Source organism: Nocardioides sp. (assembly GCF_050246775.1).
Taxonomy (GTDB): Bacteria; Actinomycetota; Actinomycetes; order Propionibacteriales; family Nocardioidaceae; genus Nocardioides.
In genome coordinates this window covers 111,745-132,172 of the sequence record NZ_JBFWVK010000005.1, presented here as the reverse complement: position 1 = coordinate 132,172, position 20,428 = coordinate 111,745, and the positions used below count along the sequence as shown (strand labels likewise).

Below are 20,428 nucleotides of genomic sequence, written 5' to 3'. Positions count from 1 at the left end.
GACGAGTGACATCGCGGACCTCCACCATGGGCGACGGGTTCGCCGTACTCGGGGTCGCCATCAAGCGTGAGCCGTGGATCTTCACCCTGTCGACGGTCGGCAGCCTGCTCTTCGGGGCGCTGACGGTGGCCGATGCGTGGGTGTTGGGGTGGGCCACGAATCACGCGGTGCTCCCGGCCTTCCGGGACGGGAAGATCGGCGACGGGGCGTTGTGGGCGGTGCTCGGCCTCTTCGTCGGTGTCGCCATCCTCAGGGCCGTCGGCATCGTCGCCCGGCGTCTGGGCGCGGGCATCATGCAGTACCGCATGCAGGCCCACTACCGACGCGCGGTGACCCGGCAGTACCTCACCCTGCCCATGGAGTGGCACCAGAAGCACCCCACGGGGGAGCTCCTGTCCAACGCCAACTCCGACGTCGAGGCTGCCTGGGCACCGATCGCGCCCTTGCCGATGGCGGTCGGCACCGTCGCGATGATGGTGATCGCGGTCGTCCAGATGCTGGTCACCGACCTGGTGCTCGCGTTGGTCGGGCTCCTGGTGTTTCCCTGCGTGATCGCCGCCAACGTCGCCTACCAGCGGCTCGCCTCACCCCTGATGACCAAGGCACAGGCACTGCGCGCCGAGCTCAGCGAGGTGGCCCATGAATCCTTCGACGGCGCCATGGTGGTCAAGACCCTCGGACGGGAGAGTGAGGAGACCGCGCGCTTCGCCCGCCGTGCCCACGAGCTCCAGGACGTGAACATCAGGGCGGGCCGGATCCGCGCCGCCTTCGATCCGACTCTCGCCGCCCTGCCCAACCTCGGGGTGCTGGTGGTGCTCGCCGTCGGTGTCTCCCGCGTGCTCGACGGGACCAGCAACCCCGGCGACCTGGTCACGATCGCCTACCTGCTCACCATCGTCTCCTTCCCGATCCGCTCCATCGGCTGGCTGCTGGGTGAGTTCCCCCGCAGCGTGGTCGGCTTCCAACGGGTGCAGTCCGTGCTGGAGGCCACCGGTGAGATGACCTACGGCAAGGCCGCGCTCGACGGCCGCGATCCGGCTCGGCTCCGGGTGTCCGGGCTGGCCTTCGCCTACGAGCCCGGACAGGCGCTGCTGGACGACGTCACCTTCGACGTCACACCCGGACGGACGGTCGCGGTGGTCGGCCCCACCGCGTCGGGCAAGAGCACCCTCACGAACCTGCTGACCCGGCTGGTCGACCCGGACAGCGGGAGCGTCCAGATCGACGGCATCGACGTGCGTGACCTGGCCCGCGGTGAGCTGGCCGGATCGGTCAGCGTGGTGCCGCAGACCGCCTTCCTCTTCGACGACACCGTCCGCGGCAACGTCACCCTCGGTGCGGACGTGGCCGAGGAGGTCGTCTGGGCCGCCCTGCGCATCGCCCAGGCAGACGGCTTCGTGGCCGCCCTGCCGGACGGGCTCGAGACCAGACTGGGTGAGCGTGGCACCAGTCTGTCCGGCGGACAGCGTCAGCGGATCTCGCTGGCCAGGGCGCTGGTACGTCGCCCCCGACTGCTGATCCTCGATGACGCCACCAGCGCCGTCGATCCCGAGGTCGAGGCCCGGATCCTGGCCGGACTGCGCGGTGCCGGTGACGGCGCTCCGACGCTGGTGGTCGTCGCCTATCGCAAGGCCACCATCGGCCTGGCCGACGAGGTCATCCACCTCGACGAGGGACGGGTGCTGGACCGGGGCTCCCATGTCGAGCTGCTGGACCGCAACCCGGCCTATGCGCGGCTGGTCAACGCCTACGAGCAGCCGCACGAGGTGGACGCATGAGCGCCACCACGGGCACCCGGATGGACTCCGGGGAGGAGATCAAGGCGCTGGAGACCATCCGGCGCGGGATCGGCTACTCGCCCGAGCTGCGTGAAGGCATCACGAAGACCTTCCTCCTGGCCCTGGTGGCCACCGTCGGCCAGGTGGTCGTCCCGATCTCGGTCCAGCAGACCCTGGACAAGGGCATCGGTGCCCCCGGCGGACCAGACCTGGCGTTCATGGTGCGGATCGGGGTGATCGCTGCGGTGGCCATCGTGCTGACCGGCGTGGCGTCGTACTTCATGACCGCGCGCCTGTTCAATGCAGCCGAGCGCGGCCTGGCCACGCTGCGGATCAAGGCCTTCCGCCATGTCCACGACCTCCCCCTGCTCACTCAGAACACCGAGCGTCGCGGGGCGCTGGTCAGCCGGGTCACCAGCGACGTCGACCAGGTCAGCCAGTTCCTGATCTTCGGCGGCATCATCTTCGTCATCAGCGTGGGTCAGATGCTGGTGGCGACCATCGTGATGGCCTACTACAGCTGGCAGCTCTGCCTGGTGGTCTGGCTCTGCTTCGTGCCGCTGTTCGCGTCGCTGCGCTACTTCCAGCGCAAGCTCTCCGCGGCGTACGGCGTGGTGCGTGCCCAGGTCGCGGTGATGCTCAGCGCCATCTCCGAGCCCGTGGTCGGTGCAGCGGTCGTGCGGACCTATGCCGTGGAGAAGCGGACGCAGGACCGCATCGACGCCGCGATCTCGGCCAACCAGGCCGCCAACACCAAGGCGCAGGGCTTCACGGTGCTCTCGTTCTCCCTCGGCGGCATCTCGGCCGGTCTGGCCAACGCAGCGGTTCTGATCCTCGGCATCAAGCTCGGCTTCGCCGGCGAGATCACCGCCGGCGAGGTCCTCGCCTTCGCCTTCCTGGTCACCCTGTTCGTCAACCCGGTCCAGATGGGCACGCAGATCCTCACCGATGCCCAGAACGCGATCGCCGGGTGGCGCCGGGTGATCGGCATCCTGGACACTCCGGCCGACCTGGTGGACCCCGGCCCCGAGGGGGCGATGCTGCCCAGCGGGCCGATCGACGTCAGGTTCGACCGGGTCGGATTCTCCTATCCGACCGGCCCCGCGGTCCTGCACGACATCGATCTCACCCTGGCGGCAGGCAGCCGGGTGGCGGTCGTCGGTGAGACCGGGTCGGGCAAGTCGACGCTGGCCAAGTTGCTGACCCGGTTGATGGACCCCTCCGAGGGGGCCGTCCTGCTCGACGGCGTGGACCTTCGGTCGGTGTCGGATGCGAGCCTTCGGCGCTCGGTCGTGCTGGTTCCGCAGGAGGGCTTCCTGTTCGATGACACCCTCTCCGCCAACGCTCGCTACGGCAAGCTCGACGCCACGGACGCGGAGATCGAGCAGTCGGCACGCGAGCTCGGACTCGACGACTGGCTCGCCGGACTGCCGCGTGGTCTGCGGACCATGGTCGGGCAGCGCGGGGAGTCGCTGTCGGCGGGGGAGCGGCAGCTGGTGGCGCTGTTGCGTGCGCACCTGGCCGACCCCGACCTGCTGGTGCTCGACGAGGCGACGAGCGCGGTCGACCCCGAGTTGGAGATGCGCATCAACCGAGCCCTCGACAGGCTCATGTCCGGGCGGACGTCGGTCACCATCGCCCACCGCATGACTACCGCGGAGAACGCCGACGAGGTGGTCGTGGTCGACAAGGGCCAGATCGTCCAACGGGGGCCTCACGCGCAACTCGTTGCCGAGGGCGGCGTCTACGGCGGCCTGCACGCCTCCTGGGTCAACCAGCAGGGGTAGTCGTAGCACCGATCGGAGCGCTCGGGCCTACGGCCCGACGTGACACCTGTGCGGCGCACCATCCCACGATGCCCGTGCCGCCAGCGATCACGAGGTCGCCCCAGGGCAGCGCAACGGTGCCCAACAGCTCCTGCAGGACCGGCAGGTAGACGCCCGCTACGGCAAGCAGGAAAGAACCGAGCACAGCGGCCGGGAGGAGCGGGTTCCCGAGGCCGAACTGACGCGGCCGCAGACCCAGGGCGACACCCAGCTGAAGGCTGGTCAGGGCAAGGAAGATCATCGTCTGCCACGCCCGGTCGGTGGCCTCGGCCCACAGCCCCAGACCCAGTGCGAACCCGGCCAGGACTACGCCCAGGGCGAGGACCCGCTGCCACAGCCCGGCGCCGAGCACGCTCTGCTCGGGCGGACGAGGTGACTGCGACATCAGGTCGGGCGCTGCCGGCTCGGCGCCCATGGCGACCCCTGTGAGCCCGTGGGTCAACAGGTTGATCCACAGGATCTGCGCCGCCAGCAGCGGCACGACAAGTCCCGTGAACGGGCCGAGCAGCATGACGAGGATCTCGGCGGCGCCGCCGGCGAGGCCGAACACGAGGAACATCCGGATGTTGGCGTAGACGCGGCGACCCTCCTCGACCGCGGCGACCAAGGTGCCCAGGTCGTCATCGGCGAGCACGAGCTGGGCCGCCTGGCGGGCGACCTCGGTGCCGCGGCCGCCCATGGCGACCCCGATGTCCGAACGATGCAGTGCGGGACCGTCGTTGACGCCGTCGCCGGTCATGGCAACGACGGCGCCGGCGTCCTGCCAGGCGCGCACGATGTCGAGCTTCTGCTCCGGGCTGGTGCGCGCGAACACCCTGGCCTGGGTCAGGTCCTGGGGCTCTCCGGCTGAGATCTGTGGCCCCGTGACGACGGCCCCGTCACCGGCACCCTCGACGACATCCAGTACGCCGACGCGCAGCGCGATGGCCCGAGCCGTGGCCGGGTGGTCCCCGGTGATGAGGACGGGAATGATGCCTGCGGACCGGCAGGCAGCGATCGTGGCCTTGGCGGCGGGCTTGGCCGGGTCGTTCATCGCGAACAGTCCCAGCAGGCGCTGCTCGGTGCCCTCCCAGTCCGCCGAGGATGCCGCCCGACCTGACGCCACCGCCAGCACCCGGTATCCCTCCGCGGCCATCGAGTCGGCCCAGACCAGGGCTTCGTGCCAGTCCTTCGACTTGCTTCGCGGATCATGACGCCCTCGAAGTGCCTCGATCGACCCCTTGGTCACCACCAGCAGCCCTTTGGTGTCCGGGTCCTTGCTTCGATGTGCGGTCGTCATCATCTGGGCGACGCTGTCGAAGGGCACCTCCCCGATCCTCGGGTACTCGACCGCGAGTTGCCCGCGGCTGAGCCCGGCCCACTCCGCGGCGCCCAGCATCGCCACCTCGGTCGGGTCGCCCATCCCGGCTGCCGAACCGTCGGATCCTCCGGGAGGCGCGAGGCTGGCGTCGTTGCACAGGACTCCGGCGCTGAGCAGCTCCACGACATCCGGCGCGTCGCACAGGCCCATCACTTCGCCGTGCCACGAGAAGACGCCGGACTCAGGGTGGGGCGTGACCGCTTGCCGTGCGGGGGTCCACAGTTCCTCGACGACCATCCGTGCCTGTGTCAGGGTGCCGGTCTTGTCCGTCGCCAGCACCGTGACCGACCCGAGCGTCTCCACGGCGGCCAGGTGTCGAACGACGGCATGACGCGCAGCCATCCGACGCGCACCCAGGGCGAGGCTGAACGTGACCACGGCAGGAAGCGACTCGGGCACTGCGGCGACCGCGAGGCTGATCGCCGTGATGACCATGAGTTCCAACGGCTGACCGCGGGCCAGGCCCAGCGCCAGCACCAGGGCGGAGAGTGCGATGGCCACCAGCGCCAGGGTGCGGCCCAGCCCGGCCAGTCGGCGTTGCAGCGGAGTGGCCTGGACGTCGCTGTCCATCAGCTCGGCGATGCGGCCGAGCGAACTGGCCCCGCCGGTCCGAGTCACGCGGGCGACGGCGCGTCCCTTGACCACCACCGTGCCGGACGAAACGGTGTCACCGGCCTGCTCGCCGCGGGCGGCGGTCTTGCCCACCGCGACCGATTCGCCGGTCAGGGCGGACTCGTCGATCAACAGCGACGACGCCTCCAGAAGGTCGCAGTCGGCCGGCACGACATCGCCCTCGCCCAGAAGGACGATGTCCCCGGGCACCAGCTGCGAGGCCGGGATCGAGCAGTCCACGCCCTCGCGCAGCACCCGCACCGCCGGTGTGGTGAGCTGGGTCAGCGCGGTGATGGCGCGATCAGCCTTGAGCTCCTGGGCCACGCCCACCGTGGTGTTGACCAACACCACGAGCGCGATCACGGCCGCGTCGGTCAGGTCACCGGTGGCCGTCGTCAGCGCACAGGCGGCCAGCAGGACCATGATCAGCGGATCGCGCAGCTGCAGGCCGACGCGCGACCACACCGACACCCGGCCGCGCTGGTGGATCTCGTTGGGCCCGTTCTCGCGGAGGAGGCGGGCCACCTCGACGTTGGACAGCCCTGACCTCGTCATGTCGTCAGGGTTGCGGCCGCTGGTCCTGGCGGCCAGAGTCGGAGGTCCTGTCCCAGCTGATCGACGGGCCAACCGACGGGCACCGGGGCCGCGCTCACCAGCTGGCGCGATACTGGTGCGGTGACCTCCCTGGACCCCGCCATCGCCGACCGGCTCAAGCGCACCGCGGACGGGCTGGTGGCTGCGGTGGTCCAGCAGCACGACAGCGGCGAGGTCCTGATGCTGGGCTGGATGGATGACGAGGCACTGGCCCGCACCCTGACCACCGGGCGGGCGACGTACTGGAGCCGCTCGCGCCAGGAGTACTGGGTGAAGGGCGAGACCTCCGGGCACCGTCAGTGGGTCAAGAACGTCCGCCTCGACTGCGACGGGGATGCCCTCCTGGTGACGGTCGACCAGGAAGGCCCCGCCTGCCACACGGGCACCCGCACGTGTTTCGACGACGGGCTCCTCACCGATGGCTGACGAGGTCGAGGAAGCGCCACGCAAACGCTCCACCTTCGGCCCGGTCCTGCTGCTGGGCCTCGGAGCCGGGGCGCTCACGGCGCTGGCTGCCAATCGAGCGACCGTAGGCGTGGACAGCGGCCCGGCCAGCGACGCCTCCGTCGTCCCGATCGACGCCACCTTGCCCCTGACGACGGCGCTGAGTCTCGTCGTGCTGGCCGCCTGGGGCGTGCTTCTCGTCACGAGGGGACGGTTTCGGCGCGCCATGGCCTGGCTGGTCGTGATCACCGCGGTCGGCGCGGCGGTCTCCGTGGTCGGTGCTTTCAGCAGCGCCCAGGACACGGTCCGCAGACAGCTTGAGAACAGCGGCATCACCGATGCCTCGGTGCACACCACGATCTGGTTCTGGGCCGCCGCGAGCGGTGCAGCCCTCAGCGTGGCGGCCGGGTGCCTTGCCGTCCGGCTGGTTGCTCGGTGGCCCGAGATGGGCAGTCGCTACGATGCCCCGGGCGCGGTACGCGAGGTGGAGCCCGAATCGAATCTGGATCTCTGGAAGGCCATCGAAGAGGGTCGCGACCCCACGGTGTGATGGTCGTGAATACACTGAGCCCGACCGACCCCGCACCGAGGAGCACACCGCATGTCCGCTGACAGTCACGGCAACACCCCGGCAGCCTGGACGGGCGTGTCCGTCGCCATGATCGGTTTCGTCGTCGCCGGCATCGGCCTCATGCTCTCGCCGATCAACCTGGTCGTGTTCTGGATCGGGATGGCGTTCCTGCCGCTCTCGCTCGTGGTGTGGCGGGCGATGGAGAAGATGGGCATGGGCGCCGCCCAGCACTGAGCCCATGACCACCGCGCACGCAGCGCCACGGGCGGCTCCGACTCGGCCACGCAGGCTGGTGCCGCCCGCGCTCACTGTCGCCGGGATCGGACTGGCGACGCTGGCGCTGCGGGTCCGTGATCCCCATGTGCCGGGGAACTGGGGCGTCTGCCCCTCCTACGCGGTGTTCGGCGTCTACTGTCCCGGTTGTGGCGGCCTTCGGGCCGTGAACGACCTGGCGCACGGCGACTTTGCGGCCGCCGCCTCGAGCAACCTGCTCTTCGTCGTCTCGATCCCACTGATCGTGTTCCTGCTGGGCCGATGGGCCTGGGACGCCTGGAGAGGGGTACGCCGCCAGCCGACGCGACTCTCGTCGTGGCCGGTCCTCGGCGTGGCGCTCGCGGTCGTCGTGCTGTTCAGTGTCGCGCGCAACCTGCCGACCGGCCACTGGCTCGCCCCGTAGGGCGAGCCAGCCGGCGGGTCAGCTGCTGTAGTTGTACTCGAAGTCGAACGCGTCGGTCGTGAGGGTCAAGATCCACCACACGATGCCCAGGGCGATGGCGACGAGGCCGAGGATGAACCCCGCCTGAGCCATGCCCCGGCCGCGCAGCGCACCACTGGAGGAGTCGATCTGGCCCTTGGCGATGAAGCCGGTCACCGAGGCCGCGATGGCGAACACGAAGCAGGAGTAGAAACACGGGATGATGGCCACGATCCCCAGGACCAGGGACACGATCGCGAGGGGGCTGTTGCGGGGCGGCTGGCCAGGCATCCCGCCGTACGGCTGCTGGCCGTAGCCCCCGCCGGGCGGTGGCGGTGGCGGATAGTTCCCACCCGGCGGTGGCGGTGGGTAGCCGCCTCCGGGGGGCGGTGGCTCTTGGTAGCTCATCGGTGACAGTCCCCTTCGTCCGACCGCACCAGGGTCAGGTGCGGCACTCGGGTGGTGGGCAGTGGTGCCCGAGGTTACACAGGGCAGCTACGCGTTGCTGCTCGACGCGACGGCCACGACGATCACGATGACGACGAGCGCGATGAGCGAGAGCACGGTCAGGATGATGGAGACCAGACCCAGGATCCAGCCCGCCTTGGCCATCCCGTCACCCGACAGGGTGCCGTTCGAGGCCGCGATCTCACGCTCGGCCCGCTTGCCGACGAAGTAGGCGGGCACGCCCGTGAACGGGCCGCAGAGGACGAAGCTGAGGATCCCCAGGATCAGGGCGGTCGTGGCCGAGGGATGCTGGGGCGCTGGGGCGCCGTACGGCTGCTGGCCGTAGCCGCCGCCCGGGGGTGGGGTGCCGTAGCTCATCGTCGTCAACCTTCCAGCTGGGATCGGCCCGGATCGGTCCGGTCGGTGTGGCAGGGAGGCTACACACGTTCCAGCCCCGGGAGCCACGGGGTCCGGCTGCGCAGCCGCGTGAGAGGCTTGACGTCGTCCCACCCACGTCAGCGAAAGTCAGCCCACGTGAGCTCAGTTCTCGACGAGATCGTCGACGGCGTCCGTCTTGACCTGGCGCGCCGTGAGGCAGCCGTGCCCTTCGAGCGAGTGCGTGCCTTGGCGAAGGCTGCTGCGCCGGCCAAGGACCCCATGCCCGCCTTCCGGGCACCCGGAGTGAGTGTGATCGCCGAGGTCAAGCGGCGCAGCCCCAGCAAGGGGGACCTGGCTGACATCCCGGACCCCGCAGCCCTGGCCTCGGCCTACAGCCGCGGGGGAGCCGCGGCCATCAGTGTGCTGACCGAGGAGCGCCGCTTCGGCGGCAGCCTCGAGGACCTCAGGGCGGTTCGCGCCGCGGTCGGCACCCCGCTGCTGCGCAAGGACTTCATCGTGTCCAGCTATCAGCTGGCCGAGGCCCGAGCCGCCGGCGCCGACCTGGTGCTGCTGATCGTGGCGGCACTGACCAGGCGCGAACTCCACGAACTCCACATCGAGGCGAGGGCCTGGGGTCTGACGGTGCTGGTGGAGGTGCACGACGAACCCGAGACCCGGCTGGCGGTCGAGCTGGGCGCCGAGCTGATCGGCGTCAACGCCCGCAACCTCAAGACGCTGGCGGTCGATGGCGACACGTTCGGTCGCCTCGCCCCGTTGATCCCCCACAGGATCGTGAAGGTGGCGGAGTCGGGCATCACCGGCCCCGCCGACGTGAGCCGCTTCGCCGCGGAGGGCGCGGACGTCGTGCTCGTCGGTGAGGCTCTGGTGAAGGACGGTGACCCCGAGGGTGCCGTCCGTGAGATGACAGGACTGGGTCGATGAGCACTGACCAGCGTGTGGAGAACCGGTACGACGCCGACGAGCTCGGCTACTTCGGTGACTTCGGGGGCCGATTCATGCCCGAGGCACTCGTGGCTGCGCTCGACGAGCTCACGCTGGCCTGGCAGGGCGCCATGGCCGACCCCGAGTTCGTCAGGTCCTTCGAGACCATCCTGCGGGAGTACGCCGGCACACCGAGCTCGCTCTATGAGGCAGAGCGGCTCTCGAAGCTGGTGGGCACCCGCATCCTGCTCAAGCGAGAGGACCTCAACCACACCGGGGCCCACAAGATCCGCAACGTTCTGGGGCAGGCACTGCTCACCAAGCGCATGGGCAAGACCCGGGTGATCGCGGAGACCGGTGCCGGTCAGCACGGCGTGGCCAGCGCCACCGCTGCGGCGTACTTCGGGCTCGACTGCACGGTTTACATGGGCTCGGTCGACACTCGGCGCCAGGCACTCAACGTGGCCCGCATGGAACTGCTGGGCGCCAAGGTCATCCCGGTCGACTCCGGGAGCGCCACGCTGAAGGATGCGATCAACGAGGCACTGCGCGACTGGGTGGCGAGCGTCGATCACACCGCTTACCTGTTCGGCACCGCTGCCGGTCCGCATCCCTTCCCGAGCATGGTCCGCGACTTCACGCGGGGGATCGGGGACGAGGCCCGGCAGCAGTGTCTCGACCTGACCGGCAGGCTGCCGGACGCCATCGCCGCCTGTGTCGGCGGCGGGTCCAACGCCATCGGTCTCTTCACAGCGTTCCTGGATGATCCCGACGTGGCGATCTATGGCTTCGAACCGGGCGGCGACGGCGTCGAGACCGGTCGACACGCGGCCACCATCCACGCGGGCGACCGGGGAGTCCTGCACGGCGCGCGCACGTTCGTGCTCCAGGACGCCGACGGCCAGACCGTCGAGTCGCACTCCATCTCCGCGGGCCTCGACTACCCCGGGGTGGGGCCCCAACACGCCCACCTGGCCACGACCGGGCGCGCGACCTACCGACCGGTGACCGACGCGGATGCGATGGACGCCATGGCGCTGCTCAGTCGCACCGAGGGCATCATCCCGGCGATCGAGTCGGCCCACGCGATCGCAGGCGCACTCCAGGTGGCTCAGGACATGACCGCCGACCAGGTCATGCTGATCAACCTGTCGGGACGCGGGGACAAGGACATGGGCACCGCGATCGAGTGGTTCGGACTCAGCACGAGCCCCGCCGAACTGGAGGACGACAAGTGACGCGCTCGGGAGCCGGCCCGTCCACGGCGTCCGCCTTCGCAGCAGCGCGTGCTGAGGGGAGAGCGGCCCTCATCGGCTACCTGCCGGCAGGTTTTCCCGACGTGGCGGGATCCATCGCGGCCATCCAGATCATGGTGGAAGCCGGCTGTGACGTCATCGAGGTCGGACTGCCCTACAGCGACCCGGTCATGGACGGGCCCACCATCCAGGCGGCAGCCCAGCAGGCCCTCGAAGGGGGGGTGCGCACCACCGACGTACTCCGGACGGTCGAGGCAGTCGCGGCGACCGGGACGCCCACGGTCGTGATGACCTACTGGAACCCGATCGAGAAGTATGGCGTCGAGCGGTTCGCCGCCGACCTGTCCGGTGCCGGAGGTGCCGGCCTGATCACCCCGGACCTGACCCCCGACAGCGGCGCGGAGTGGATCGCAGCCGCCGACGAGCACGGCCTGGACAAGGTGTTCCTGGTCGCGCCCTCGTCCACCGATGCCCGGATCGCCATGACGACGGCCAACTGCCGAGGGTTCGTCTATGCCACGGCTGTCATGGGGGTCACGGGAGCCCGCACCACGACCAGCGACCTCGCCGGACCGCTGGTGGCCCGTACCCGCCTGGCCACCGACCTCCCGGTCGGCGTCGGGCTCGGGGTCTCCAACGGATCTCAGGCCGCCGAGGTCGCGGCGTACGCCGACGGCGTGATCGTCGGATCAGCCTTCGTCAGGGCCCTCCTCGATGCCGGCACCGACCGGAGCGCGGGGCTGGAGTCCGTGGGTGCTCTGACCCGCGATCTGGCCGCCGGTGTGCGCGCGGAGGTCGTTCGTGCCTAAGGCGGTCGCCGTGTTGGTGTGCCTGCTCCTGCTCGGTGGCTGCGCTGGCAGCCAGGGGGTGGCGGACGGCTCCGACAGTCGCTCCGACGACGGCTACTACGGCGCCGTACTGGACAAGCAGTACGTCGTCCCCGACATCACGCTGACCGACGACACCGGTGCGCCGTACGACGTGGTCACCGACACCACGAAGCCGTTGACGCTGGTGTTCTTCGGCTACACCAACTGCCCCGACATCTGTCAGGCGGTCATGGGTTCCCTGGCCAGCGCGATGACCCGTCTCGACGATGCCCAACGGGCCGCGGTCGACGTCGTGTTCATCACCACCGACCCAGCGCGCGACGATGAGGCGACCCTGAAGCGGTACCTCGCGCGCTTCGACCCCGGTTTCATCGGCCTCACCGGGCCGCTGCGCGACATCCAGGCCGTGGGGGACCAGCTCGGTGTCTTCATCGAGAAGGGGGCCAAGTTGGCCAGCGGCGGCTACGAGGTGGACCACAGCACCCAGGTGATCGCCATCGACCAGGACGACCATTCCCCGATCGTGTGGACCTACGGCACCTCCTCGGCGCAGTTCGCCTCCGATATCATCCGTCTGCTCGACGACCCGTTGGAGGATTCGTGACCGCGGCCCTGTTCGGCCCCACCCTCGCCTGGACGATCCCAAGCCCCGGCCAGGGGGTCTGGCATCTCGGCCCGTTGCCGATCCGGGCGTATGCGCTGTGCATCATCGCCGGGATCATCGTCGCGATCGTGATCTCCGAGCGCAGGTGGGTGGCTCGGGGCGGCACGTACGGCGACATCCAGGATCTGGCGCTGTGGGCGGTCCCGTTCGGTCTCGTCGGCGGGCGGCTCTACCACGTGATCACCGACAACGATCTCTACTTCGGCAACCCGGACCAGAGTCCGTGGGCGGTGTTCTACGTGTGGAACGGCGGCCTCGGCATCTGGGGGGCCATCGCCTTGGGCTCCCTGGGTGTGTGGATCGGTGCGCGCCGCAAGGGGATCAGGATCCTTCCGGCGCTCGACGCCATGGCTCCCGGTGTGATCGTCGCGCAGGCGATCGGCCGGTTCGGCAACTACTTCAACCAGGAGCTCTACGGCAAGGTCACCGATCTGCCCTGGAAGCTGGCGATCACCAGGGATGCGTCGGGCAACCCGGTGCCGACCACCTACCACCACCCGACGTTCCTCTACGAATTCCTGTGGAACATGGGGGTCTTCGGACTGCTGGTCTGGGCGGACAAGAGGTTCACGCTCGGCTACGGGCGCGTGATGGCGCTGTACATCATGGGATACACCGCGGGGCGCGGCTGGATCGAATACCTGCGCGTCGACAAGGTGCAGATGAACGACGTCTTCGGGCTGAGGCTCAACGTGTGGACATCGATCGTCTTGTTCGTGGTCGGTGCGATCTGGTTCACCTGGAGTGCACGCAGGCATCCCGGCCGTGAGGAGAGCGTCTACCAGGACGGCTTCGGACCCGCCGCGACGGCGGACACCGCCCCCGCCGCGGCGGACTCCAGCACCGACGAGGAGGGCTGAGGATGCGTCAGCCCGCGGTGATCGGTGCCGCGATCGGCACGGTCCTGGTCGCGTTGCTGGCCGGATGCGGGAGCAGCTCACCGCCGCAGGCATCCACGCACTCCACGACGGGAACATCGAATCGGGCGGCTGCCGTCCGGGTCGTCGCAGCCGGTGACGTGGCCTGCGCCCCCGGCCAGGGCCCCACCCGGACGAGCTGCCGGCAGGCTGCGACGGCTCGACTGATCCGCAGCCTGGGCGTCGACCGGGTCCTGGCGCTCGGCGACCTGCAGTACGAGAAGGGTTCCTACTCGGCCTTCACCGGCTCCTACGACGACTCCTGGGGGACGTTCCAGGACGTCACGATCCCGGTGCCGGGCAACCATGAGTACAAGACGGCCGGCGCTGCGGGGTACTACCGCTACTTCGGGTCGGTCGCAGCCCCGGCTCCGGGTTACTCGGTGGCGACGCTCGGGGCCTGGCGGGTCTACCTGCTGAACTCGAACTGTGACGACATCGACTGTGGCGAGGAGCGCCGGTGGCTGGCCGACGACCTCGACACCAGTGCCACGACCTGCACGGCCATGGTCATGCACCATCCCCGCTACTCCTCCGGCCTCGAACACGGTTCGGACGCCAGCATGGCGCCCTTCTGGAGGATCGCCTACGCGCACGGCGTCGACCTGGCCCTGGCCGGCCACGACCACGACTACGAGCGCTTCGCTCCGATGGACGCCGGGGCCCACGCACGTCCACGCAGGGGCATCACCTCCTTCGTGGTCGGCACCGGCGGCAAGTCGCTCTACCACCGCGGTCGCGAGGCGCCGGGCAGCCGCTACTTCCGCGCCGACAGGTTCGGCGTCCTCGACCTGACGCTGGGGCCTCAGGCCTTCTCATGGAGGTTCCGGACGATCGACGGGCACGTCCGTGACGCCGGCAGACGGTCCTGCCACTGAGGTGGTGTCCGTCCCGACGCTCGTGCACCGGGTGCCGGTGGCGTCGGTGATAGCCTGAGTTTCGCGCTTGGGCCAACGTCGTCCCCTGCCCGAATCAAGCTCCAGACCGATTCGTCGCGAACCTTGCGACGCTGACGACGACGGGAGAATGCCCAGTGCCCGAAATGCACGCATTCCCGCCGCCCCAAGGGCTGTACGACGGACTCCACGAGCACGATGCGTGCGGCGTGGCCTTCGTGGCGACCCTGACCGGCGTGGCCAGCCACGACATCGTGGCCAAGGCGCTCACTGCCCTGCGCAACCTCGACCACCGCGGCGCTGCCGGTGCCGAGGTCAATTCCGGTGACGGTGCCGGGATCCTCATGCAGGTGCCCGATGCGTTCCTGCGCGAGGTCGCCCGTGACGCCGGCTTCGAACTGCCGGCCCCACACTTCTATGCCGTCGGGACCGCCTTCCTGCCTGGGGCCGAGGACGAGGTCGCCAAGACCAAGTCCCGGATCGAGGAGATCGCCGCCGAGGAGCGTCTCACCGTCGTGGGGTGGCGCGACATCCCTGTCATCCCCGACTCCCTGGGGCAGACGGCCCGTTCGGTGATGCCGTCCTTCAGCCAGCTCTTCGTCGCCGGAGCGGGTTCGCGGGTCAGCGGGATGGCCCTCGAGCGTCTGGCCTACTGCCTGCGCAAGCGTGCCGAGCTCGAGACGGACGTGTACTTCCCGTCCCTGTCCTCGCGCACCCTGGCCTACAAGGGGATGCTCACCACCGATCAGCTCGACCACGTCTTCCCCGACCTCGTCGACGAGCGGATCGCCTCCGCTCTCGCGGTGGTCCATTCCCGCTTCTCCACCAACACCTTCCCGAGCTGGCCGCTGGCCCACCCCTTCCGGTTCATCGCACACAACGGCGAGATCAACACCGTCAAGGGCAACCGCAACTGGATGCGCGCGCGCGAAGCCCTGCTGGAGTCCGACGTCATCCCGGGCGATCTCGAACGCCTCAACCCGATCTGCACACCGGGCGCCTCCGACTCGGCTTCCTTCGACGAGGTCCTCGAGCTGCTGCACATGGGCGGTCGCTCCCTGCCCCACGCCGTCTTGATGATGATTCCCGAGGCGTGGGAGAACCACACCGAGATGGACGAGAAGCGGCGCGCGTTCTACGCCTTCCACTCGGCCATGATGGAGCCCTGGGACGGGCCCGCGTGCGTCGTGTTCACCGACGGGTCCCAGATCGGTGCCGTCCTGGACCGCAACGGCCTGCGGCCATCGCGTTACTGGGTCACCGACGACGGCCTGGTCGTGCTGGCCTCGGAGGTCGGCGTGCTCGACCTCGATCCGGCCACGATCGTGCGCAAGGGACGGCTGCAGCCCGGCAAGATGTTCCTGGTCGACACCGATGAGCACCGCATCATCGAGGACGAGGAGGTCAAGGCTGAGCTGGCCGCCGAGCACCCGTACGACGAGTGGCTGCACGCCGGGCTCATCCACCTCAAGGACGTCCCCCAGCGCGAGCACATCGTGCACACCCACGCCTCGGTGACCCGCCGGCAGCAGATCTTCGGCTACACCGAGGAGGAGCTGCGGATCCTGCTCACCCCGATGGCCAACACCGGCGGCGAGCCGCTCGGGTCGATGGGCACCGACACCCCGATCGCGGCGCTGTCGGACAAGCCGCGGCTGCTGTTCGACTACTTCAGCCAGCTCTTCGCCCAGGTGACCAACCCACCGCTGGACGCCATTCGCGAAGAGCTCGTCACGTCACTCAACGGGACCATCGGGCCCGAGGGCAACCTGCTCGACCCCTCGCCGGCTTCGTGTCGCCAGGTGGTGCTGTCCTTCCCGGTGATCGACAACGACGACCTGGCCAAGGTGCGCCACATCAACCGTGATGGCGACATGCCCGGCTTCATCACCCATGTGTCTCGCGGCCTCTACGAGGTCGAGGGCGGGGGTGCGGCCATGGCTCGGCGCATCGACGAGATCTGCCAGGAGGTGTCCGCGGCGATCGCCGACGGTGCCCGGGTGATCGTGCTGTCCGACCGACACTCCACCGCCGAGCTGGCGCCGATCCCCTCGCTGCTCCTCACCGGTGCGGTGCACCACCACCTCGTCCGCGAGAAGACGCGCACCCAGGTGGGCCTGCTCATCGAGGCAGGTGACGTCCGCGAGGTGCACCACGTCGCCCTCCTGATCGGGTTCGGGGCAGCCGCGGTCAACCCCTACCTGGCCATGGAGAGCGTGGAGGACCTGGCGCGAGACGGCTACTACGTCACCACCGAGCCCGAGGTCGCGGTCAAGAACCTGGTCAAGGCGCTCGGCAAGGGGGTGCTCAAGGTGATGTCCAAGATGGGCGTCTCCACGGTGGCCTCCTACACCGGTGCCCAGATCTTCGAGGCGGTCGGCCTGTCGCACGCCGTGGTCGACAAGTACTTCACCGGCATGACCTCCAAGCTCGGCGGCATCGACCTGGACACCATCGCCGAGGAGGTGGCGCGTCGCCATGCGACGGCGTACCCGCGCGGCGGCATCGCGCCCGCCCACCGGGAGCTGGCCATCGGCGGCGAGTACCAGTGGCGCCGCGAGGGCGAGCCGCACCTGTTCGACCCCGAGACGGTGTTCCGGTTGCAGCACGCCACCCGGGCCGGGCGCTACGACGTGTTCAAGCAGTACACCTCGCGCGTGGACGAGCAGTCGGAGCAGCTGATGACCCTCCGGGGCCTGTTCCGGTTCGCCAGTGACCGAGCCTCGATCGACATCGCGGAGGTCGAACCCGTCTCGGAGATCGTGAAGCGGTTCTCCACCGGAGCCATGTCCTACGGGTCGATCTCCCAGGAAGCCCACGAGACCCTCGCGATCGCGATGAACAGCATCGGGGCGAAGTCCAACACCGGCGAGGGCGGCGAGGACGCCGAGCGACTCCACGACCCGAGCCGCCGTTCGTCGATCAAGCAGGTGGCCTCAGGACGCTTCGGGGTGACCTCGGAGTACCTCACCAACGCCGACGACATCCAGATCAAGATGGCGCAGGGTGCCAAGCCTGGTGAGGGCGGTCAGCTGCCCGGCCACAAGGTCTATCCCTGGGTGGCCAAGACCCGACACTCCACCCCCGGCGTCGGCCTGATCTCGCCGCCGCCGCACCACGACATCTACTCCATCGAAGACCTGGCTCAGCTCATCCATGACCTCAAGAACGCCAACCCTTCGGCGCGGGTGCACGTCAAGCTCGTCTCCGAGGTCGGCGTGGGCACCGTGGCGGCCGGGGTCTCCAAGGCCCATGCCGACGTCGTGCTGATCTCCGGGCACGACGGTGGCACCGGCGCCTCGCCGCTCACGTCGCTCAAGCATGCCGGTGGGCCGTGGGAGCTGGGCCTTGCCGAGACCCAGCAGACGCTGCTCCTCAACGGGCTGCGGGACCGGATCGTCGTGCAGGCCGACGGCCAGCTCAAGACCGGGCGCGACGTCGTCATCGCCGCTCTGCTGGGCGCCGAGGAGTTCGGTTTCGCCACCGCACCCCTGGTCGTCTCGGGCTGCATCATGATGCGCGTGTGTCACCTCGACACCTGCCCCGTGGGCGTAGCCACGCAGAATCCCGTGCTCCGCGAGAGGTTCTCCGGCAAGCCGGAGTTCGTCGTGACGTTCTTCGAGTACATCGCCGAGGAGGTTCGCGAGCTGCTGGCCGAGCTGGGCTTCCGCACGCTGGCCGAGGCCGTGGGCGCCGTCGAGGCGCTCGACATCGCCCCGGCCATCGAGCACTGGAAGGCGTCGGGTCTCGACCTGACCCCGATCCTGCACAAGCCGGCCCTGCCCGAGGGCACTGCCCTACGCAACACCACCGGTCAGGACCACGGCCTGGCCCGTGCCCTCGACATCGAGCTGATCGCCCTGGCCGAACCTGCCCTGGAGCGCGGTGAGCCGGTGCGTGCCCAGCTCGCCGTACGCAACGTCAACCGCACCGTCGGCACCATGCTCGGCCACGAGGTCACCAAGCGCTACAAGGCCGCAGGACTTCCGGAGGGCACCATCGACATCACGCTGACCGGTTCCGCGGGTCAGTCGTTCGGCGCGTTCCTGCCGCCTGGCATCACCCTGCGCCTGGAGGGCGACGCCAACGACTACGTCGGCAAGGGACTCTCCGGCGGGCGTCTGGTCGTGCGCACCGACAGGCGGGCGACGTTCAACGCCAACGAGCAGATCATCGCGGGCAACACGATCGGCTACGGAGCCACCTCCGGGGAGATCTTCCTCGGCGGGGGAGTCGGCGAGCGGTTCTGCGTGCGCAACTCCGGTGCCACCGCTGTGGTGGAGGGCGTCGGTGACCACGGCTGCGAGTACATGACCGGTGGCCGGGTCGTGGTGCTCGGCAAGACCGGGCGAAACTTCGCCGCCGGCATGTCCGGCGGTGTGGCCTACGTGCTCGACCTCAAACCCTGGCGGGTCAACCCCGAGTTCGTCGAACTCGGACCTGTGGACGCCGCGACCGGCCAGGAGCTCGAGGTGCTGGTGCGCCGGCACCACGAGGAGACCGGCTCGAAGGTGGCCGAGGACCTGCTCGCAGACTGGCCGGCGGCCCTGTCCCGCATCACCGAGGTGATGCCTCGTGACTACAAGCGTGTGCTCGAGGCCCGAGCCGAGGCCCTCCAGGAGGGCCTCAGCGAGGACGAGGCCTCGGCCCGGATCATGGAGGTGCTTCATGGCTGACCCCAAGGGCTTCTTGAAGGTGGGCCGCGAGGTGGCCGACCGCCGGCCGGTCGAGGAACGCGTCAAGGACTGGAACGAGGTCTACCCCGACGGCATCGGGCGTGCCCTGCTGCCGATCATCAGCAAGCAGGCCGGACGCTGCATGGACTGCGGGATCCCGTTCTGTCATCAGGGATGTCCGCTGGGCAACATCATCCCCGAGTGGAACGACCTCGTCTGGCGCGACGACTGGGAGGGCGCCATCGAGCGGCTGCACGCGACGAACAACTTCCCGGAGTTCACCGGACGCCTCTGCCCGGCACCCTGCGAGACCGCCTGCGTGCTCGGCATCAACCAGGACCCGGTGACGATCAAGAACGTCGAGGTCTCGATTATCGACCGGGCCTGGGATTCCGGGTTCGTTCGTCCTCAGCCTCCCGAATGGCTCTCCGGACGCACCGTGGCCGTGATCGGTTCCGGGCCTGCGGGCCTGGCCGCTGCCCAACAGCTCACCCGCGCCGGCCACACGGTGGCGGTCTACGAGCGGGCCGACAAGGTGGGTGGCCTCCTGCGCTACGGCATCCCCGAGTTCAAGATGGAGAAGAAGCATCTCGACCGGCGGATCGACCAGATGCGTCGCGAGGGCACCGTGTTCCGCGCGGGGATCGACGTCGGCAACGAGTTGACCGGCGACCAGCTCCGGGAGCGCTACGACGCCGTCATCCTGGCGATGGGCGCCACCGCGGCCCGGGACCTCCCGGTCCCCGGCCGGGAGCTCGTCGGCATCCACCAGGCCATGGAGTTCCTGCCGCAGTCGAACCGGGCCTCCCTCGGGGAGGAGGTCACCGACCAGATCACCGCGGCCGGCAAGAACGTGGTGATCATCGGTGGCGGCGACACGGGTGCCGACTGCCTGGGCACCTCGATTCGTCAGGGCGCCGCCACGATCACGCAGCTGGAGATCCTGCCGCTGCCCCCCGAGGCGCGTCCCGAGACGCAGCCGTGGCCGACGTACCCGATGACCTACCGGGTCTCCTCGGCCCACGAGGAGGGCGGCGACCGGGTCTACTCGGTGTCGACCAAGGAGTTCCTCGGCGACGAGTCCGGCCACGTCCGGGCGCTCAGCCTGACCGAGGTGGTCTTCGAGGGCGGGAAGTTCGTGGAGGTCGAAGGGTCGACACGCGAGATCCCCGCCGAGCTCGTGCTGTTCGCGATGGGCTTCGTCGGACCGGAGCGGCCCGGACTGATCGAGCAGCTCGCGGTGGAGCTCGATGAGCGCGGCAACGTCAAGCGCGACCTGCACTATGCCTCGTCGGTCGAGGGCGTCTTCGTGGCCGGTGACGCGGGCCGTGGGCAGTCCCTGATCGTGTGGGCGATCGCGGAGGGACGGGCCGCTGCGGCGGCCGTGGACGAGTTCCTCACTGGTTCCACCACGTTGCCCTCGCCGATCCCGCCGACCGCTCGCCCCTTGATGGTGTGACCTCGTGGAACGCATGACACGCGGCGCTTCCGATGAATTCTTTGGATCGATCCAGACCGGCAGGGCCAACCCGCCGGTAGCCCA

General features: G+C 69.4%; 17 protein-coding genes. 14 read left to right on the top strand and 3 right to left on the bottom strand.

Going from position 1 to position 20,428, the window contains the following annotated elements:
• The first annotated feature begins 5 nt into the window (after nt 1-5).
• Both AB7I40_RS19215 and AB7I40_RS19210 read left to right on the top strand, forming a co-directional pair.
• Entirely contained in the window at nt 6-1,778 is a 1,773-nt protein-coding gene (locus tag AB7I40_RS19215) for an ABC transporter ATP-binding protein (RefSeq protein ID WP_428346866.1), read from the top strand.
• Nucleotides 1,775-3,565 (top strand): ABC transporter ATP-binding protein, encoded by a 1,791-nt coding sequence (locus tag AB7I40_RS19210; protein WP_428346864.1) that lies wholly within the window; start codon nt 1,775-1,777, stop codon nt 3,563-3,565. The genes AB7I40_RS19215 and AB7I40_RS19210 overlap by 4 nt, the downstream gene beginning before the upstream one ends.
• Here AB7I40_RS19210 and AB7I40_RS19205 read toward each other — a convergent pair.
• Nucleotides 3,549-6,131 (bottom strand): cation-translocating P-type ATPase, encoded by a 2,583-nt coding sequence (locus AB7I40_RS19205; RefSeq protein ID WP_428346863.1) that lies wholly within the window; start codon nt 6,129-6,131, stop codon nt 3,549-3,551. The genes AB7I40_RS19210 and AB7I40_RS19205 overlap by 17 nt on opposite strands.
• Nucleotides 6,132-6,251: 120 nt before the next feature.
• On the opposite strand from AB7I40_RS19205, the gene hisI reads away from it, so the two are divergent.
• From hisI to AB7I40_RS19185, 4 genes are read left to right on the top strand one after another with little or no spacing between them, the layout of a single operon-like run.
• The gene (gene hisI / locus AB7I40_RS19200; RefSeq protein ID WP_428346861.1) at nt 6,252-6,596 is read left to right on the top strand and encodes a phosphoribosyl-AMP cyclohydrolase; all 345 of its coding nucleotides are present in this window, start codon (nt 6,252-6,254) and stop codon (nt 6,594-6,596) included.
• Nucleotides 6,589-7,164 carry a Trp biosynthesis-associated membrane protein gene (locus tag AB7I40_RS19195; protein WP_428346860.1) on the top strand — a complete coding sequence of 192 codons (576 nt, stop codon included), beginning with the start codon at nt 6,589-6,591 and terminating at the stop codon, nt 7,162-7,164. The genes hisI and AB7I40_RS19195 overlap by 8 nt, the downstream gene beginning before the upstream one ends.
• Before the next feature lie 51 nt (nt 7,165-7,215).
• The gene (locus AB7I40_RS19190; RefSeq protein WP_428346859.1) at nt 7,216-7,419 is read left to right on the top strand and encodes an HGxxPAAW family protein; all 204 of its coding nucleotides are present in this window, start codon (nt 7,216-7,218) and stop codon (nt 7,417-7,419) included.
• A 4-nt stretch (nt 7,420-7,423) separates the two neighbouring features.
• Nucleotides 7,424-7,861: a DUF2752 domain-containing protein gene (locus AB7I40_RS19185; RefSeq protein ID WP_428346858.1), complete on the top strand. Its 438-nt coding sequence runs from the start codon at nt 7,424-7,426 to the stop codon at nt 7,859-7,861.
• An 18-nt stretch (nt 7,862-7,879) separates the two neighbouring features.
• On the opposite strand, the gene AB7I40_RS19180 is transcribed toward AB7I40_RS19185, so the two are convergent.
• Nucleotides 7,880-8,287 (bottom strand): DUF4190 domain-containing protein, encoded by a 408-nt coding sequence (locus tag AB7I40_RS19180; RefSeq protein WP_428346857.1) that lies wholly within the window; start codon nt 8,285-8,287, stop codon nt 7,880-7,882.
• Nucleotides 8,288-8,374: 87 nt separating this feature from the next.
• Nucleotides 8,375-8,704 (bottom strand): DUF4190 domain-containing protein, encoded by a 330-nt coding sequence (locus tag AB7I40_RS19175; RefSeq protein ID WP_428346856.1) that lies wholly within the window; start codon nt 8,702-8,704, stop codon nt 8,375-8,377.
• 156 nt (nt 8,705-8,860) lie between these two features.
• Between AB7I40_RS19175 and trpC the strand changes: the two genes are divergently transcribed.
• From trpC to AB7I40_RS19135, 8 genes are all read left to right on the top strand, one after another.
• Nucleotides 8,861-9,646 carry an indole-3-glycerol phosphate synthase TrpC gene (gene trpC / locus AB7I40_RS19170; RefSeq protein ID WP_428346855.1) on the top strand — a complete coding sequence of 262 codons (786 nt, stop codon included), beginning with the start codon at nt 8,861-8,863 and terminating at the stop codon, nt 9,644-9,646.
• Nucleotides 9,643-10,884, top strand: a complete 1,242-nt coding sequence (trpB, locus tag AB7I40_RS19165) for a tryptophan synthase subunit beta (RefSeq protein WP_428346854.1) — start codon at nt 9,643-9,645, stop codon at nt 10,882-10,884. The genes trpC and trpB overlap by 4 nt, the downstream gene beginning before the upstream one ends.
• The gene (trpA, locus tag AB7I40_RS19160; RefSeq protein ID WP_428346853.1) at nt 10,881-11,711 is read left to right on the top strand and encodes a tryptophan synthase subunit alpha; all 831 of its coding nucleotides are present in this window, start codon (nt 10,881-10,883) and stop codon (nt 11,709-11,711) included. The genes trpB and trpA overlap by 4 nt, the downstream gene beginning before the upstream one ends.
• Nucleotides 11,704-12,336: an SCO family protein gene (locus tag AB7I40_RS19155; RefSeq protein ID WP_428346852.1), complete on the top strand. Its 633-nt coding sequence runs from the start codon at nt 11,704-11,706 to the stop codon at nt 12,334-12,336. The genes trpA and AB7I40_RS19155 overlap by 8 nt, the downstream gene beginning before the upstream one ends.
• The gene (gene lgt / locus AB7I40_RS19150) at nt 12,333-13,256 is read left to right on the top strand and encodes a prolipoprotein diacylglyceryl transferase (RefSeq protein ID WP_428346851.1); all 924 of its coding nucleotides are present in this window, start codon (nt 12,333-12,335) and stop codon (nt 13,254-13,256) included. Before AB7I40_RS19155 ends, lgt begins: the two co-directional genes overlap by 4 nt.
• 2 nt (nt 13,257-13,258) lie before the next feature.
• Nucleotides 13,259-14,191: a metallophosphoesterase family protein gene (locus tag AB7I40_RS19145; protein WP_428346850.1), complete on the top strand. Its 933-nt coding sequence runs from the start codon at nt 13,259-13,261 to the stop codon at nt 14,189-14,191.
• Between the two features lie 164 nt (nt 14,192-14,355).
• Nucleotides 14,356-18,885, top strand: coding sequence for a glutamate synthase large subunit (gene gltB / locus AB7I40_RS19140; RefSeq protein ID WP_428346849.1), 4,530 nt, complete (start codon nt 14,356-14,358; stop codon nt 18,883-18,885).
• Complete coding sequence (locus AB7I40_RS19135) at nt 18,878-20,344, top strand: glutamate synthase subunit beta (RefSeq protein ID WP_428346848.1); 1,467 nt, start codon at nt 18,878-18,880, stop codon at nt 20,342-20,344. Before gltB ends, AB7I40_RS19135 begins: the two co-directional genes overlap by 8 nt.
• Nucleotides 20,345-20,428 lie beyond the last annotated feature (84 nt).